Raw genomic sequence first — 14,516 nt, 5'->3', positions numbered from 1 at the left:
GGGTTGACACGGTTGACAAGTTGTCAACCGGGCGCGCCGCTAACTCTTTGAAAGGAAAATCGAAATGGGGACTATCCTAGAGGCTCTTGCCGTCATCAAGGGCAAGGACGCAACCGGCAACGCGTTCGATGCGGTGGCGCAGAAAATTGCGCGCATCAGCCGCGCCGCGAACGCGCTCAATCGCGATGTGCAAAAGCAACTCAGCCTCGCCGCCGGCGCCCAGGCCGCTGCAACGCGGATGGAACGCGCCTCCTCAGTGCTCGGGCGTGGCGCCAAGATCGCCGCCGGCGCCGCTGCCGCGTATGGCGGCGGCCATGCTGTTGCGGCCGTGGCGCGCGAGACCGCGCGCGTGGCCTCCGACCGCGCCCACGAGGAAACCCGCATGGCGGCCTCGGGCATGACGGCGGACGAGATCAAGGAGGCCGGCGAGCTGGCGGCCAACATCTCGAAAAAATACCCCTCGCTGTCGCAAACCGAGATCATGCACACCGCGCGCAACGTGCGCTCGATGGTGGGCACATTCGAGGAGGCGAGCAAGGTGCTTGAGCCGCTGGCGCAACTGCGCGTCGTCGCGCTCGGGGCGCATCCCGAGCACGCCGCCGAGCTGAACGAGGATTTCGACAAGCTCGCCAAGGGTATGGAGATCAAGGGCGTCACCCAGGACCTTGCTAAGTTCAACCATTACATTGACGGCATGTCCAAGGCGCTCAACGTGTTCGGCGACACGCTCAGGCCGACCGACTATTACGAGATGTTCAAATATGGTCGCGCGGCGACCAATGCCTTGAGCGATGATTTCATGCTCAAGACCGCGCCGACGCTGGCGCAGGAGTTGGGTGGCTCGTCGGCCGGTAAGGCGCTGTCGAGCTTCTACACCCAGTTCGTCGGCGGCAAGATGTCCAACAAGGCCTTGGAGCAGTTGCAGCAATATGGCCTGATCACCGATCCGTCGAAGGTGATCAAGACATCAACCGGCAACGTCAAGGGCGTGTTGCCGGGCGCGATCGCCGGGCAGGAATATTTGCAGCCGGGCGCGACCGATCCCTATGCCTGGGTCAACAACGTGTTGATCCCGGCGCTCGCCAAGAAGGGCGTCACCGATCCGGCGAAAATCCAGGAGGTGATTGCCGCGATGGCTTCGCAGCAAACCACCGCTCAAATGATGTCGATCTTTGCAACTCAGCAATCGCGCATCATGAAGGATCAGCATCTTGTCGAGGGCGCCGAGGGCGTCACGGCCGCCGATCGTTTCCAAAAGAACGATCCGAAGGTGATCGCCAAGTCGATCGGCTCGCAATTCGACAACCTGTTGAGCAACACCGCCGCGCCGATGATGCCGGCGGCCAATACTGGCATGAATTGGCTGTCGAGCGGTCTGTCCTGGGCCGCAGAGCACGCCAAGGAGAAGCCGGGGCACATGGCGGCCGCCGGCGGTTGGCTCGCGGCGATGTCGGGTGCACTCGGGACCGACGCCCTCAGGGCGGGCGCCGGGAGCTTCGGTTTCGGCGGTGGTTCGAATTGGATGTTGAGCAAGGTGGCCGCCTCAATGGCGCCGATGCTCGCGATCACACAACTCGCAAGCGATACTGTTACAGACGGCGACATCGAACGCCTCAAGCGGTACGAGGCCGGTCCGCGCTATCGGTTCGATCAGTTGAAAGAGATCGACGATAGTGAACGCGCGGCCGACATCTACGGCCACGACGATCCCACCTATGATGCGCAACTGAAGGCGCGCAACGCCGAGAAGCGGGCGCGGCTGGAAAGCGAGCTTGCCGGCATGGGCTATGCCGGGCCGGACGTCGGCCCGCGCTATGCCGGCCAGGGCGCGCCCAACTGGACGGTTGACGATATTCGCAGGGCAACCGGCATCGGTTCGACCGGGCCTGCCAAGGCCGAGGTCGTCGGTAACGCCACGCTCGACACCACGGTCACAGTGAAGCCGAGTTCTGAATTCTGGGCGACGGTCGAGCAGAAGATTAACAACGCCATCAACGCGTTTCGATCGACCAATGCGCCAAGCTCGGGCACCTCGGGCTCAACTGGCCGATCGATGCCGGAAGTGGGGCCGCCGCAGTAGCACACCACAGGGCCCCTAGGCTTCACAGCCGCGGGCGGGCATGCGCCGAAACAGTATGGCCGCCCCCAAAGCAGCCCAACACGTGGAAACGGCGGCTTAAGCGAAGTCCGGTCGCTTCTCCAGTATTGTTTGGCGGACGGCAACCACGATCGCGCCGGCTGTGAAGCCCTTGCCATCGGCGAGCGTGCCCTCGTACGGATATCTCATGTCCACAAACGCCTCGCTACTTGTGGCCATGGCCTCATCGAAGGTCTGTGTAGGACCGAAAGTGAGGGGTTTGTATAGTTCACGGATGCGCACCTGCGTTTCCGCCGTGAGGAGCCCGAAGAGTTCGATAAGCCGGTGTTCGCGCTTGTAGGTGTTACCGTCGATGATGATGAGCGCCTTTAGGTAAATCTCAAGCGCGATCGCGGCGCAGAGGACAGCGGGCCATATCAGTCCAGGCTGGTGGGCGGTCTGGCCATTAAGCGTTCTGCCGCCAGCTGCGTACAGATCGGCGAAGCCAAGCATCCTTTTGGGGTCGTTCGGTTGGCGGTCGTCGAGTTTGCTCATGCTAATGCTCCCCCTGCTGCAAGGGCAGACTGTGTAGCACGAGTCGGCTTCGGCATCCGAAGGCGTCCGCTCCCTCAGGGTGGCTCGTCAAAAAAAATTGCTCGCGAACCAGGAAACTAGCGCATCGCGCTAGTTTCCTAAGCCTTGTCGAGTTGCGTGGAAAGCTTGGATCGGGAATGGTTCTGAGCGTGGCAAACCGAGGGAGTCGCACATGACCAAGCATCACCGGCGCGTTCGAGCGGGCATTTTTGTAAATGAGGATACGGGAGCAAGAGGTTTGAGTTTCGTCTGCTTGCGCGGTTATTCGCACGAGGATATCGATGCTGAAATTGACCGTTTAATTCGTACGGATGTCGGCCGCTTTTGCGTCAGGTGGCGGGACCTTGAGATGTGGCGCGCCAGCCTGCACCTGAACCTTGCGCGCTCGCCGTCCGAGTCGCGTGACGAAAATCGCAACGCGGCATCGCGACGCGCAAAAACTGGAAACGCAGAATCACCTACAATCTAAGGAGTTTCTGCAATTCATGTAGGGGGTGTTTGACGGTGAATGCGCGCCCAATTCCACATTGATCTCAATGTTTTGTCTTCACACTGCCTAGCGGCGCCTTGCTCGCGCGATGCGAGCGGAAGCAAAATTACACAAAAGAATCGCCTGTTAAGCCTCTGTTACAATAGGTATTTTTTCAATACTTGGAATTAAATTCTGACGGGTGTCTTTGACTGGAAGGGAAGATCGAAATACCAAATATCCAATTCATGTAAGTTGCCATCAAAGGCCCTAGAACGTGAAAATCAAAATCGACATCGAAAAATTGGTGCAATGGACGATCCGTGATGAATTGCCGAAAGGGCAACCGGTCTCGGTTGACATCGGCTTTGCGATCAGGCGACGCCCCAGCCGCCCAGGCAGCATCGCGCGCAGCTTCGATCGGTTGCCCAATGGCGATACCGGTGGAATGGGCTATGTGCCGGGCGAACCGTGTGCCGACGCGTGGCGTGTGGCGGATGCGATCAATAGGCTTAATACTGAAGCGCGGTTTGTCGATCGCGTCGAGGTGTTAGGGTTGTTCGGCGAACTCGCCAGCATCGCGGGCGATGCCACAACCGCGATCCTGTCGTCAGTGTTCAATCCGCAAGCCCTTGTCGTCAGCAATGCTGCGCAGGGCAAGCGGCCCGACTGGCATTTTGGTGCGCCGACGCCGCGTCAAATGCTCGTGCCTACCAAAGGTCGGTCGCGTCCGTTGGTGTACGGCTTCGATGCCGCTGATGATCTCGTTGAGATGAAACGCAACGAGGGCCGTGCTCGCAAACGCGACGGGGAATATACGATCGAGATGTCGCCACGATCGCCGATCGAGTGGTGCGATCCATCACCGCTCGCGGTTGCCGAGGCGCGAGCTGAATACGTCGCGTGGCGCAAGGGGCTCGACGCGCTTGTGATCGACCTCGCCGGCAAGCTTGATGCGTTTGAGGCGCTGCCGCCGGCTGTCGCGCCCGCGCCGTGGCTGTCGTCACCGCCGGTCGTTTCGCGTGTGATTCAGGGACTGGGACGGTCGCAAGCGACTTTGAGAGATCACGCGGAGGAAAGCGCAGAAGCCGCTTAACCCTCCCGCCACTTCGTTTGGAGCCCGCCCACAACGGCCGGGCTTTTAGTTTAGCCGAATCGCTCCACGCAACCGCCGTTGCGTTGGGGCTTTTTTTTGGCCCGTTCGCCGCCACAACTACACATCAACAGAGGATACCATAGACATGCTGAAAGAATATTCACCGCACGCGACCGCCTACGCGGCGCGCTGTGAACCGCACACTCTGCGCAACTGGCGCACTCAGGGCCTTCTTGAAGGTCTCAGCGAACGGAAGGGAAAGGGGCACCTCTTTACCTTATCCGACGTCGCGAGGATCGCTGTTGCCGCGTTTATCGCTCGCAACGGCGCAACGTTGCAGGCGGCATTCGATATCGTCGAAAACCGCGGCCGCCTGATTGATTCGATCATTGCGGCAGAGCGAGACGTGTCGGGAGTCGGCGTCGATTACTTCCTGACCTTCGTGGTCGATCCCGACCTAAGTTTTCCGGCCAGCATCACCTCTGCACCGATCTCGAATATTGAATTCGATGGTGAGCCGGTCGGTGTGCTGCAAGTGAATGTCTCGCGCTTGATCCGCTCAGTGGCGGATCGCCTCAACACGTTCGAAGAAAACAGCGCAAAGCGCATCGCCTGATCAACTGCGCGGCGGCGCCCAAGCGCCGCGTCATACCCAACACCTCCAACCAAATTCCATAACGAGGGCACAGATCATGTCCGCGAACGATATCCCCTTTCTGATTCCCGCCGACATCGAGGAGCGATCACGCGAGACACATGCGCGTCTCGCCGCCGGCGAGGAGATGACCCCTGAACAGATTGCCGCCGCGCTGGGTCTTCCCCTCGAATTCTTCGCGGCCGCTGTTGCGGTCTATGCCGCGCTCATGGGGCGCAAGCCCGTTTTGATCGATCCGGCGATGGGGTCACCACAAGCGAAACTGAACTAGGAGTTCTAATGGAAAGTCTCGTTATCAACGGACAAATTTACCTCTACGGGGACGTTGGCGATCCCTGGGGGTGGGGCGACGGCTTCACTGGCGAGCAGGTCGCAAAAGCGATCGTCGAGGTGGGTGGAGCGGACATCACGGTTCGCGTCAACTCCGGCGGTGGCATCGCGACTGAAGGCATGGCGATCTACTCGCTCCTCAAGGCTCATCCCGGCAAGGTGACAATCGCGATCGATGGCGTTGCCGCCTCGGCCGCGTCGCTGATCGCAATGGCGGGCGACGAGATCGAAATGCGCACCGGCGCGATGATGATGATCCACGACCCGTCGGGGATCACGCGCGGGCCAGCGAAGGTGCACGAAGATGCCGCGGCCTTCCTGCACAAACTCGCGGACAACTATGCGTCGGTCTACGCGCTGCGCGCCGGTATGAGCGCGACGGACGCTCGCAAGCTGATGCTCGCGACAACGTGGATGACGGCTGAGGAGGCCGTCGAGAAGAAATTTGCCACAAGGCAAATCGACGAGCCGGCCGGGGCGATGGCCGCGTTCGATTATCGAATTTACGCCCATGCGCCCGAACGGATGCCTGTTCGCGTGCGCAATGATCAAACGCCGGTAGCAGCCATTGCCGCCGCAAACCTTGGAGTTATCAAAATGTCTGTGCCGAATCCCGCCGAGCCAAAACCCAAATCCTGGGCGGCCGGCTTCTACGCATCTGCCGGCTCTGCCGACATTGAGCTTTCCGTACTCAATGAGATTGTCGCCTCATCGGAAAGCCTCGATCAAGCGAAGGATGCGCTGATCGCCAAGTTGGCCGAGAAGCGCAATTCTGTGCTTCCGAGCCCGCAGTCGAGGGCCCCGACGCAGGGGAGCCCCGACTTTCTCGCCAAGGCCGTCGAGGGTGTGATCTTCGCTCGCATGAGCGGCACTGAACCTGAGGGCGCTTCCCGCGAATTGATGGCCAAATCTTTGCTCGAACTCGGCGCGATGTATGTGCATCAGTCGAGGGGTGAGCGCATTTCGTTTGCGAACCCAAACAACGTTGTCGATCGTGTCCTGATGTCCGGGGGCGCGAACAGCACGTCGGACTATCCGAACCTCCTGGTGAGCGCCTCTAACCGAGTCTTGCTGTCGGCATACACCGCTGCGGAATCCGAGCTTAAGAAAATCTCCAGGCGTCGCGATGCCGCTGATTTTCGCAAGCTGACGATGATCCGCCTGTCGGAGGCGCCGGCGCTCAAGTCGGTTGGCGAGGGTGAGGAGTTCACTCACGGCTCCCGGGCCGAAAGCACGCAGTCGTTCCAGCTTGCCACCTATGGGCGCATTTTCGGCCTGACGCGGCAGGCGCTGATCAACGACGATTTGCACGCGTTTGCTGACGCATCAGCAGCGTTCGGCCGCGCCGCGGCGAGTTGCGAGTCCGATCTTATCGCGGGGCTTTTCACTGCAAACAGTGGAAGCGGTGTCAATCTCGATGACGGCAGCCCGATCTACGGAACTGGCGCCACGCGATTGAATATGGCCGGCGCCGGCGCCGCCTTGAGCGTGACGACGCTCGGGACCGCCCGGCAGGCAATGCGCGATCAAAAGGGCCTGGATGGCGTGACGCCGCTGAACGTCGTGCCCAAGCATCTTGTGGTTGGCTCGGCGCTTGAGACCGTGGCCGAGCAGGTTCTCCACACCCTGTCTGCGGTGCAGGTTTCGGAGGTGAACCCGTTTGCCAACAAGTTGACCCTGCATGTCGAGCCACGGTTGCCCGGCAACGCCTGGCGCTTGTTCGCCGATGCGGGCGAGCTCCCGACCATCGTGATCGGCTATCTCAGCGGGACCAATGGTCCGGTTGTGACGCACCGCGAGGGCTGGGAAGTCGATGGCCTCGAGGTGAAGTGCCGACTTGATTTCGGGGCAGGGATCGAGGGTGCAAAGGGCACTTACTTGAATCCTGGCCCCTAACAACTTTGCCCGCCGCGCAAATTAGCGCGGCGGCGCACTCTACTGCATGCAAGCTAATCCTAGAGGGTGTCGCGGCCCATCCAATAGCGACAGCCGGCCTCCCCGCTTGCTTGCAGGAGTCATAGGGGACAAGGCCGGCAAGGCCGCACCTGTTTTTTCCACAGAAATCGCCATGTCCAAGAAACGTTCGGATCACACGATCGCGCGCGCGATCGGCGCTGCACGTGTATCCGCGCCCCATGACGATTTTCTCGCTATCGTCCGGGCGCTTGCCAAAAGGCACGCGCGCGAGGATCATGAGGCCGAGATCGCCCGTCACGCGTCCCAAACCGCGATCAGAGTAGAGCCATGATCCGCGCCGCCATTTACGCCCGATACTCCTCCGACCGTCAAAAAGATCGCTCGATCGAGGACCAAATTGCCATGCTACGCGAGATTGCCTCGCGTGAAGGCATGGCCGTTGTTACCATTTTCGAGGATCGCAAGGTTTCGGGCGCGGGCGCAGTCAACAGGCCTGGCTTCCAAGCTATGATGCGTGCGGCCGAGGCGCGGGCTTTCGATGTCATCCTCGGCGAGGATATGGATCGCCTGTTTCGCAATCAGGCGGACTATCACAATGCGAGTGAAAAGCTCGACTTCCTCGGCATCAAGATTCACACCGCGAGCGATGGGCACGTTACCAAGCTAAGCGGATCGTTGCGAGCCCTTATGGGCGAGGTGTTTATCGAAAACCTCGTTGTGCACACCCGGCGCGGCATGGAGGGTGTTATTAGAGACGGCCGCCACGCTGGCGGGCGGGCTTATGGTTATCGCGCCATCCCCGGCAAGGCTGGTGAGTTGGAGATCGTGGAGGCCGAGGCCGAAATCGTGCGGCGCATCTTCGCTGAATACGTCGCTGGCAAGTCGCCGCGCGACATCGCGCACGACCTTAACAACGCCGCGATCGTCCCACCGCGAGGCGCGGGCTGGAACGCCTCGACGATCAACGGCAATATGCAGCGCGGGCATGGGCTGCTGTTGAACGAAATCTATATCGGCCGGATCGTGTGGAATAAGGTCCGCATGATCAAGGACCCGACGACGAAGAAGCGCATCTCGCGACCTAACCCGCCGGATCAATGGCGCGTCGCCGAGGCGCCGCACTTGCGGATCATCGGCGATGATCTTTGGAAGGCTGCCCAGGCGCGCAAGATCGCGAACCGGCCCGAGCCGAGCGGCGAGCACGCACCGCGCCCGAACAAGCGGCGGCGCATGCTGACCGGTTTGCTTCGCTGCGGATACTGCGGCAGCGGCATGACCGCTGCCGGCGAAAAAAAGGGAACAGCTCGACTGCAATGTTCGGCGTTCCGCGAGAGTGGCCGATGCACCAACGGACGCAAGGTGAAGCGCGAGGATGTCGAGCATCTGGCGCTTGATCGGCTTTCCCGCGAGTTGGCCGAGCCGGTCTATCTCGTCGAGTACGTCAAGGCCTATAATGAGGAACGCAAGCGACTTGCGCGGGACGCAGGCAACGAGCGCGGCAAACTAGAAAAGCGCAAGGGCGAGATCGACCGCGAATTGAATAGGGCGAGCGAGGCTATCATTAAGCATGGCGTCGATCCGGCGCCGCTGGCGCCGGTGATGAACCGGCTCAAGGCTGAGCGGGACGAGATCGAGGGCAAGCTCGCCTCAATCGAAGCGAGTAAAAACGTGATCACACTGCACCCGGCCGCCCTGGAGCGCTACCGCAGGGATGTCGAGGAACTGGCAAGCCTCTTGCCCCGCCCCGATCTTAGGGATTGCGACGAGTTGGGCGAGTCTGTTCGCCGGCTCGTGTCGGCCGTGGTCATCACCGCGCCGGCGAACAGCGAAAAGCTCGAAATTGAGATCAAGGGGCGTCTCGACGAATTGCTGTCAATTCCGTCGCCGTTCTCTAGACGTTCTAGGGGGGTGGATTTGTTGGTAGCGGGGGAGGGACTCGAACCCCCGACCCCAGGATTATGATTCCCGTGCTCTAACCAGCTGAGCTACCCCGCCACAGGGCTCGCGGGGCCGAAACGGCCGATCTCGCGAACGCGCGGCATATAAGGAAGGGGGCGGCGGGCTGTCAAGCAAGGTGGCCGCCAGGGGCGCCCTTTTCGGCGCCAGACTCGGACGAGGGTCCGCCTCACCTTAAATTCGCGGCCCGTGCGCGTTTTGCTCTCCCCGCACGCGGGGAGAAGCGAAGAAAAGGAACCGGGCCTATTTCGGCCGGATCGTAGGATCGCCGCCGGGGCTGCCGGGCGGCGGGATCACCGGGGTTTTGCCGACATCCGGCGCCGGGGCGCGCATTTCGGGATCGACGCCTGTGGGCGGGCAGAGCACGCCGTCGGATTGTGCTAGCTTGTCGCCGAGAGGTTCCCGGGCCTGGCCGGTGGTCGAGCCATTCGGCGTCACCGTGCCGCGCGGGCGATCCGTCTGGGTCGGTGTGCAGTCGCTGGCACGCTGCGGAGGCGGCGGCGCAGTCGCCTGGGGCGGCGTCGTCGGACTGGGCGGAGCCTGCGCGATCGCGCTGCCTGAGGCAGCGATCACGAGGCCAGCAAGGATGAGTTTCGGTATCGTGCGCATGGGGTGGAAACGCGCCCCGGCGGGCACGTGTTCCAGCCAGCTGCGTTCACGATTTGCGGTAGCGGATCAGCGAAAAGTGCCCCATCGGCGGCATCGGGCGCCGTTCGGCGAGCGTGATGCCGCCGTGGCGCTTCTGCCAGTTGACGAGACGGTCCCAGGGAAACTCGGGGCGCCAGCCAAGGCGGCGCGCGAGCGGTGCAAAGGCGAGCTCGAACAGTTTTCGCGGTCCGCTCTCGGCACCGATATGATTGACGAGGATGAGCTCGCCGCCGGGTTTCAGCACACGCACGAATTCGTCGAGCGTGCCTTCGGGATCGGGCACCGCGGTGATGACATATTGCGCGACCACAGCGTCGAAGAAGGAACTGGGGAATGCGAGATTCTTCGCATCCATCACGCTGAGCACCTCGACATTGCCGAGCTTTTCCGCGCGCACGCGCGCCTGCGCCTTGCGCAGCATCGGCTCGGAAATGTCGACGCCACAGATTTTCGTCGAGCGTGAATAGTCCGACAGCGACAGGCCGGTGCCGACGCCGACGTCGAGGATACGGCCGCCGATCTTGTCGGCCTCCGCGATGGTCGACTGGCGTCCCGCGTCGAACACCTTGCCGAACACGAGATCGTAAACCGGCGCCCAGCGGCCGTAGGCCTTCTCGACCCCGGCGCGCGAGATATCTGCTGCCATGCCCCCTGCCCTGTAAAAATTCTAGCCGCGCACCGCTTCCGCGAGCGGCCGCGCCGCATCGCTTGCGACCTTCGCGGCCGCGCTCTGGATGAAGCCGCCGCCGAGCACGCGCGCCTGCCCCGATGGCGCGTCGTAGAATACGCAGGCCTGACCCGGCGAGACGCCCTCTTCGCCCGCAACCAGTTCGACCTCGTAATGGCCGTTGCCGCCGCGCAGCCATGCCGGCTGCGGCGCGCGGGTCGAGCGCACGCGCACGAACATCTCGAGGCCATTGCCGATGGTGCGATCGATATCGCCATCGCCGATCCAGTTGACGTCGCGCAGCACGATACGGTGCATCTTCAAGGCATCGCGCGGGCCGACCACGACACGGCGGGTCGCGGCCTCGAGCCGCACCACGTAGAGCGGCGAGCCGGAGGCGATGCCTAAGCCCCGGCGCTGGCCGACGGTGAAATTGGCGATGCCGTGATGCTGGCCGATGACGCGGCCGTCGAGATCGACGATGTCGCCGGGCTCCATCGCGTTGGGGCGCAGCCGGGTGATGATGTCGGTGTAGCGCCCGGTCGGAACGAAGCAGATGTCCTGGCTGTCGTGCTTGTCGGCCACGCTGAGGCCAAAGCGGCGGGCAAGCTCGCGCGTCTCGGTCTTGGTCATGTCGCCGAGCGGAAAGCGCAAATAGTCGAGCTGCTCGCGCGTGGTCGCGAACAGGAAGTAGCTCTGGTCGCGCTCGCTATCTGCGGCGCAAACCAGCGCGCGCGAGCCGTCGGCGAGGCCGCGCGAGGAGACGTAATGGCCGGTGGCAAGCGCGACCGCACCAAGCTCGCGCGCGGTCTTCAGCAGATCGCGGAACTTGACGGAGCGGTTGCACTCGATGCACGGCACCGGCGTTTCGCCGAGCGCGTAGCTGTCGGCAAAATTGTCGATAACGGACTCGCGAAAACGGTCCTCGTAGTCGAGCACGTAATGGGGAATGCCGAGCTTGGCGGCGACGTCGCGCGCGTCGTGAATATCCTGCCCAGCACAGCAGGCGCCCTTGCGGTGGGTCGCCGCGCCATGGTCGTAGAGCTGGAGCGTAATGCCGACGACGTCGTAGCCTTCAGCCTTCAGCAGCGCAGCCGTCGTCGAGGAGTCGACGCCGCCCGACATGGCGACGACGACCCTGGTGTCCTGCGGACGGCCTTCGAGATCCAGACTGTTGCGCATGGTTCCGGCTGCTGAATGCGACTTGCTTCGGAAGTGTTCCGCTGGCCCCGCGTTTACCGGCTGGGAAAGGGGCGGTCTCAGGGAACGGAAATAGTTCCACGAGATCCGACTTGCCCGGTCGAAAGCGGCTGAGAGCTAGTCTTTAATATAGGCCGTATTCCCGCGAAGCAATCGCAGGGGAGGCCTTCGCTACCCGCTTAGGGCAATTCTTGCCGGGAGGCAGAAATGGGCCGTATCTCCGAGGCCTTTTCCGGCGCCCTCGATATCAACCAAGTAATTGATTTTAATATACAAAACATCTTTTGGCCTGACTGGCCCGCTCCTTGCTCACCTCCTGTCCCGAGTTCATTGCAAGGGGCGTGTCCGTGGTCAGCGTGACGTCAGATGTAGCTGCAAGCGTGTCGGTCCAGACCGCACCGCCGAAACCTGCCCGCTCGCAGGGACCGACGGCGGACGACCAGTTCGGCGCGCTCGTCGACAGCAACACGGCGGCTGCCAGCAGTACGCCTGGCCAGACCTCGGATTCCGCACCGCGCCGCACCGACAACGCGTCCTCGTCCTCCTCCGACAAGGGCCCACGCGACACCTCGTCGACGGATTCCTCGTCACAGAGCAAATCGACGGATTCGACCGACAGCTCGACGTCTGCGACGACCGACACGCCGACCGATCCCGCCAAGGCGACCGACAAGACCAAAGGTAAGTCGGACGCCTCCACGAAGTCGACCGAAAAATCCGACGACAGCAAGGGCGACAAGACTGAAGATACCGACGGTCTCGCCGCGGCCATTCAGGCCGATCCAACGCAGGCAGCCGCAGCGCCCGGCGCAACGCCGGATACGAACGCCATCGTTGTCCCCGCCCCGATCGTGCCGGTCGATCCCAATGCGGCCGCAAGCCAGGCTGCCAGCAATTCAAACTCGCCACTGGCGATCGCAGCCGCCGGCATCGCCGCGAGTGCCTCGACCGCAGCGCAGATCACCGCGCCGTCGATCAAGACCGCCGCAACGGGCGACAAGACCTCGGCGACCGCTGATGCCGCCACTGCCGCCAAGGCCGCGCTGACGGATGCGGCCGCCACGACCGAGGCTTCGCCGACCGATCCAAAAACTGAGGGCGCGCTGACCGCCGCTGTGGCCCAGGCGACGCCCAAGACCTCGTTCAAGGCGGCGGCCACCACGCAGCAGAACACCGACGTTTCCGATCTCGGGCAGGATACGAGCAAGACGAGTTCGACCGGCACGACAGCCAACCAGGCAACGGCAAACGCAACCGCCACCACGGCTGCACATCCACAGGCCGCCAAGCCGCAGATCGAGGGCGGTACGGCCGAGGCCAAGGCCGACGTATCGGACAAGACCGCTCCGGCGGCCCCCTCCACGGCATCGACGCATGATCACACGGCCAGCACTCAGGCGCTGACGAGCACAACGGACACCAGCTCCCAGGCCGCCGCCGCGGTGCAGGCTCCGCAGACCACGACGACCTCGGTCGCGGGCGCATCGACGGCCACCCTGACCGCAACTGCGGCCACCGCGACCGCCGTGCCGATCAGCGGCCTGCCTGTCACGATCGCCGCGGCCGCGCGCAGCGGCAAGACGCAGTTCGATGTCAGCCTCGATCCCGTCGACCTCGGCCGCATCGACGTGCGCATCAACGTCGACCGCAACGGCCAGGTCACTTCGCATCTCACCGTCGAGAAGCCGGAGACGCTCTCGATGCTGCGGCAGGATGCGCCGCAATTGCAGCGCGCGCTGGACGATGCCGGCCTGAAAACCGGCAGCAACGGCCTGTCGTTCAGCCTGCGCGACCAGAATTCATCCGGTCAGAACTCGAGCAGCAACAACGACAACGGCAGCAATGCCCGCCGGCTGATCATCAGCGACGAGGACACTGTTCAGGCCGCGCCAGTAGGACGCGGCTACGGCCGCATGCTCGGATCGAGCAGCGGCGTCGATATCAGAGTGTGAGGAGTATTCGCTTAATGACCACCACGAATGCCGCCACCGCCCCTTCCGTCGTCTCTGGTACGACGCAGACGTCGTCATCATCGTCCTCCTCGTCGAGCTCGAGCCTGAGCTCGACCACGGGAACGACGCTCGCCGGCAACTTCCAGACCTTCTTGACGCTGCTGACGACGCAGCTGCAGAACCAGAACCCGCTCGATCCGCTCGACACCAACCAGTTCACCCAGCAGCTGGTGCAGTTCGCCGGCGTCGAACAGCAGCTCAAGACCAACGATTCGCTGTCCCAGCTCGTCACCCTGCAGCAGACCACGCAGGCAACGCAGGCGCTGGGCTTCGTCGGCAAGACCGCCGTGGTCGACGGTACCACCGCGACCATGACGAGCTCGTCGGCGACCTGGCACCTCAACGTGCCCTCCAGCGCCACGGTCGATATTTCAATCGCCAATTCCAGCGGCCAGACCGTGTTCACCGGCAAATACACCGCCGGTGCCGGCTCCGACATTCCCTTCACCTGGAACGGCCAGGGCAATGACGGCACGCAATGGCCGGACGGCAAGTACACGATCTCGGCGACCGGCAAGGACGCTTCGGGCAACAATGTCGGCGTTGCCGCGCAGGTCCAGGGCACGGTGTCTTCGGTCGACCTGACGCAGTCGCCGCCGCTGCTGACGATCGACGGCGACAGCTACACGTTGAGCCAGGTGAAGAGCATCGTCGCGACCAGCAGCAACTAAAGCCGCGCGCGATCGCCACACACTCGGTGTCATCCTGGCGTTCGCCAGGACGGCGTCGAGGGGCTTTGCGACACCGTGCGCGGGCCTCGTTTGTTAGTAAAGTATTTACGAAGTCCTCGCTTGGCGGGCTGAAAACGTGTTTTCAGCCTGCCGGGCCGATCCTGTTCCAGCCATTTTCAACGAGAATTGTATTGAACCCTTAGGCTTAGCCAATTTTTAAGCCG

At 62.6% G+C, this 14,516-nt stretch carries 13 protein-coding genes and 1 tRNA gene; 9 read left to right on the top strand and 5 right to left on the bottom strand.

Translation table 11 applies throughout. From position 1 onward, the window contains the following. Positions 1–64: 64 nt before the first annotated feature. Positions 65–2,080, top strand: a complete 2,016-nt coding sequence (locus ACV1FX_RS12565) for a hypothetical protein (RefSeq protein ID WP_473117860.1) — start codon at positions 65–67, stop codon at positions 2,078–2,080. Between the two features lie 96 nt (positions 2,081–2,176). Here ACV1FX_RS12565 and ACV1FX_RS12560 read toward each other — a convergent pair whose 3' ends face one another. Continuing rightward, a complete protein-coding gene (locus ACV1FX_RS12560; protein WP_473117859.1) occupies positions 2,177–2,632 on the bottom strand; it encodes a HEPN domain-containing protein in 456 nt (151 codons plus the stop codon). Between the two features lie 211 nt (positions 2,633–2,843). Between ACV1FX_RS12560 and ACV1FX_RS12555 the strand changes: the two genes are divergently transcribed. The 6 genes from ACV1FX_RS12555 (at position 2,844) to ACV1FX_RS12530 (ending at position 9,100) form a co-directional block, all read left to right on the top strand. Further along, positions 2,844–3,140 carry a hypothetical protein gene (locus ACV1FX_RS12555; RefSeq protein ID WP_473117858.1) on the top strand — a complete coding sequence of 99 codons (297 nt, stop codon included), beginning with the start codon at positions 2,844–2,846 and terminating at the stop codon, positions 3,138–3,140. Positions 3,141–3,417: 277 nt separating this feature from the next. After that, positions 3,418–4,236 carry a hypothetical protein gene (locus ACV1FX_RS12550; RefSeq protein ID WP_473117857.1) on the top strand — a complete coding sequence of 273 codons (819 nt, stop codon included), beginning with the start codon at positions 3,418–3,420 and terminating at the stop codon, positions 4,234–4,236. 145 nt (positions 4,237–4,381) lie between these two features. Then, positions 4,382–4,852, top strand: coding sequence for a MerR family transcriptional regulator (locus ACV1FX_RS12545; RefSeq protein ID WP_473117856.1), 471 nt, complete (start codon positions 4,382–4,384; stop codon positions 4,850–4,852). 76 nt (positions 4,853–4,928) lie between these two features. After that, on the top strand, positions 4,929–5,162 hold the full coding sequence (locus tag ACV1FX_RS12540; protein ID WP_473117855.1) for a hypothetical protein: 234 nt from the start codon (positions 4,929–4,931) through the stop codon (positions 5,160–5,162). Positions 5,163–5,170: 8 nt separating this feature from the next. Then, positions 5,171–7,117, top strand: coding sequence for a head maturation protease, ClpP-related (locus ACV1FX_RS12535; RefSeq protein ID WP_473117854.1), 1,947 nt, complete (start codon positions 5,171–5,173; stop codon positions 7,115–7,117). A 348-nt stretch (positions 7,118–7,465) separates the two neighbouring features. Continuing rightward, entirely contained in the window at positions 7,466–9,100 is a 1,635-nt protein-coding gene (locus tag ACV1FX_RS12530) for a recombinase family protein (protein WP_473117909.1), read from the top strand. On the opposite strand, the gene ACV1FX_RS12525 is transcribed toward ACV1FX_RS12530, so the two are convergent. The 4 genes from ACV1FX_RS12525 to mnmA all read right to left on the bottom strand — a co-directional run bounded on the left by ACV1FX_RS12525 (position 9,057) and on the right by mnmA (position 11,591). Further along, positions 9,057–9,133: transfer RNA gene (locus ACV1FX_RS12525), tRNA-Met, on the bottom strand. The genes ACV1FX_RS12530 and ACV1FX_RS12525 overlap by 44 nt on opposite strands. A gap of 204 nt (positions 9,134–9,337) precedes the next feature. Further along, positions 9,338–9,703, bottom strand: a complete 366-nt coding sequence (locus ACV1FX_RS12520) for a hypothetical protein (protein ID WP_473117853.1) — start codon at positions 9,701–9,703, stop codon at positions 9,338–9,340. A 46-nt stretch (positions 9,704–9,749) separates the two neighbouring features. Next, positions 9,750–10,388, bottom strand: a complete 639-nt coding sequence (locus ACV1FX_RS12515) for a class I SAM-dependent methyltransferase (protein WP_254098142.1) — start codon at positions 10,386–10,388, stop codon at positions 9,750–9,752. A gap of 21 nt (positions 10,389–10,409) precedes the next feature. Next, positions 10,410–11,591, bottom strand: coding sequence for a tRNA 2-thiouridine(34) synthase MnmA (gene mnmA / locus ACV1FX_RS12510; protein WP_473117852.1), 1,182 nt, complete (start codon positions 11,589–11,591; stop codon positions 10,410–10,412). 365 nt (positions 11,592–11,956) lie between these two features. On the opposite strand from mnmA, the gene ACV1FX_RS12505 reads away from it, so the two are divergent. Beyond that, positions 11,957–13,561 carry a flagellar hook-length control protein FliK gene (locus tag ACV1FX_RS12505; RefSeq protein ID WP_473117908.1) on the top strand — a complete coding sequence of 535 codons (1,605 nt, stop codon included), beginning with the start codon at positions 11,957–11,959 and terminating at the stop codon, positions 13,559–13,561. A gap of 14 nt (positions 13,562–13,575) precedes the next feature. Further along, complete coding sequence (locus ACV1FX_RS12500) at positions 13,576–14,292, top strand: flagellar hook assembly protein FlgD (RefSeq protein ID WP_473117851.1); 717 nt, start codon at positions 13,576–13,578, stop codon at positions 14,290–14,292. The last annotated feature ends 224 nt before the right edge of the window (positions 14,293–14,516 follow it).

The sequence above is a fragment of the Bradyrhizobium ingae genome (genome assembly GCF_055791185.1).
The sequence above is the reverse complement of the archived record's forward strand: the minus strand, read 5'-3'. Positions and strand labels throughout refer to the sequence as shown.

Coding starts and splice junctions, on each gene's coding strand:
- ACV1FX_RS12545 (WP_473117856.1), top strand. CDS start 4,382: ATGCTGAAAGAATATTCACCGCACGCGACCGCCTACGCGGCGCGCTGT.
- ACV1FX_RS12530 (WP_473117909.1), top strand. CDS start 7,466: ATGATCCGCGCCGCCATTTACGCCCGATACTCCTCCGACCGTCAAAAA.
- ACV1FX_RS12500 (WP_473117851.1), top strand. CDS start 13,576: ATGACCACCACGAATGCCGCCACCGCCCCTTCCGTCGTCTCTGGTACG.
- ACV1FX_RS12515 (WP_254098142.1), bottom strand. CDS start 10,388: ATGGCAGCAGATATCTCGCGCGCCGGGGTCGAGAAGGCCTACGGCCGC.
- ACV1FX_RS12555 (WP_473117858.1), top strand. CDS start 2,844: ATGACCAAGCATCACCGGCGCGTTCGAGCGGGCATTTTTGTAAATGAG.
- ACV1FX_RS12520 (WP_473117853.1), bottom strand. CDS start 9,703: ATGCGCACGATACCGAAACTCATCCTTGCTGGCCTCGTGATCGCTGCC.
- ACV1FX_RS12565 (WP_473117860.1), top strand. CDS start 65: ATGGGGACTATCCTAGAGGCTCTTGCCGTCATCAAGGGCAAGGACGCA.
- mnmA (WP_473117852.1), bottom strand. CDS start 11,591: ATGCGCAACAGTCTGGATCTCGAAGGCCGTCCGCAGGACACCAGGGTC.
- ACV1FX_RS12560 (WP_473117859.1), bottom strand. CDS start 2,632: ATGAGCAAACTCGACGACCGCCAACCGAACGACCCCAAAAGGATGCTT.
- ACV1FX_RS12540 (WP_473117855.1), top strand. CDS start 4,929: ATGTCCGCGAACGATATCCCCTTTCTGATTCCCGCCGACATCGAGGAG.
- ACV1FX_RS12535 (WP_473117854.1), top strand. CDS start 5,171: ATGGAAAGTCTCGTTATCAACGGACAAATTTACCTCTACGGGGACGTT.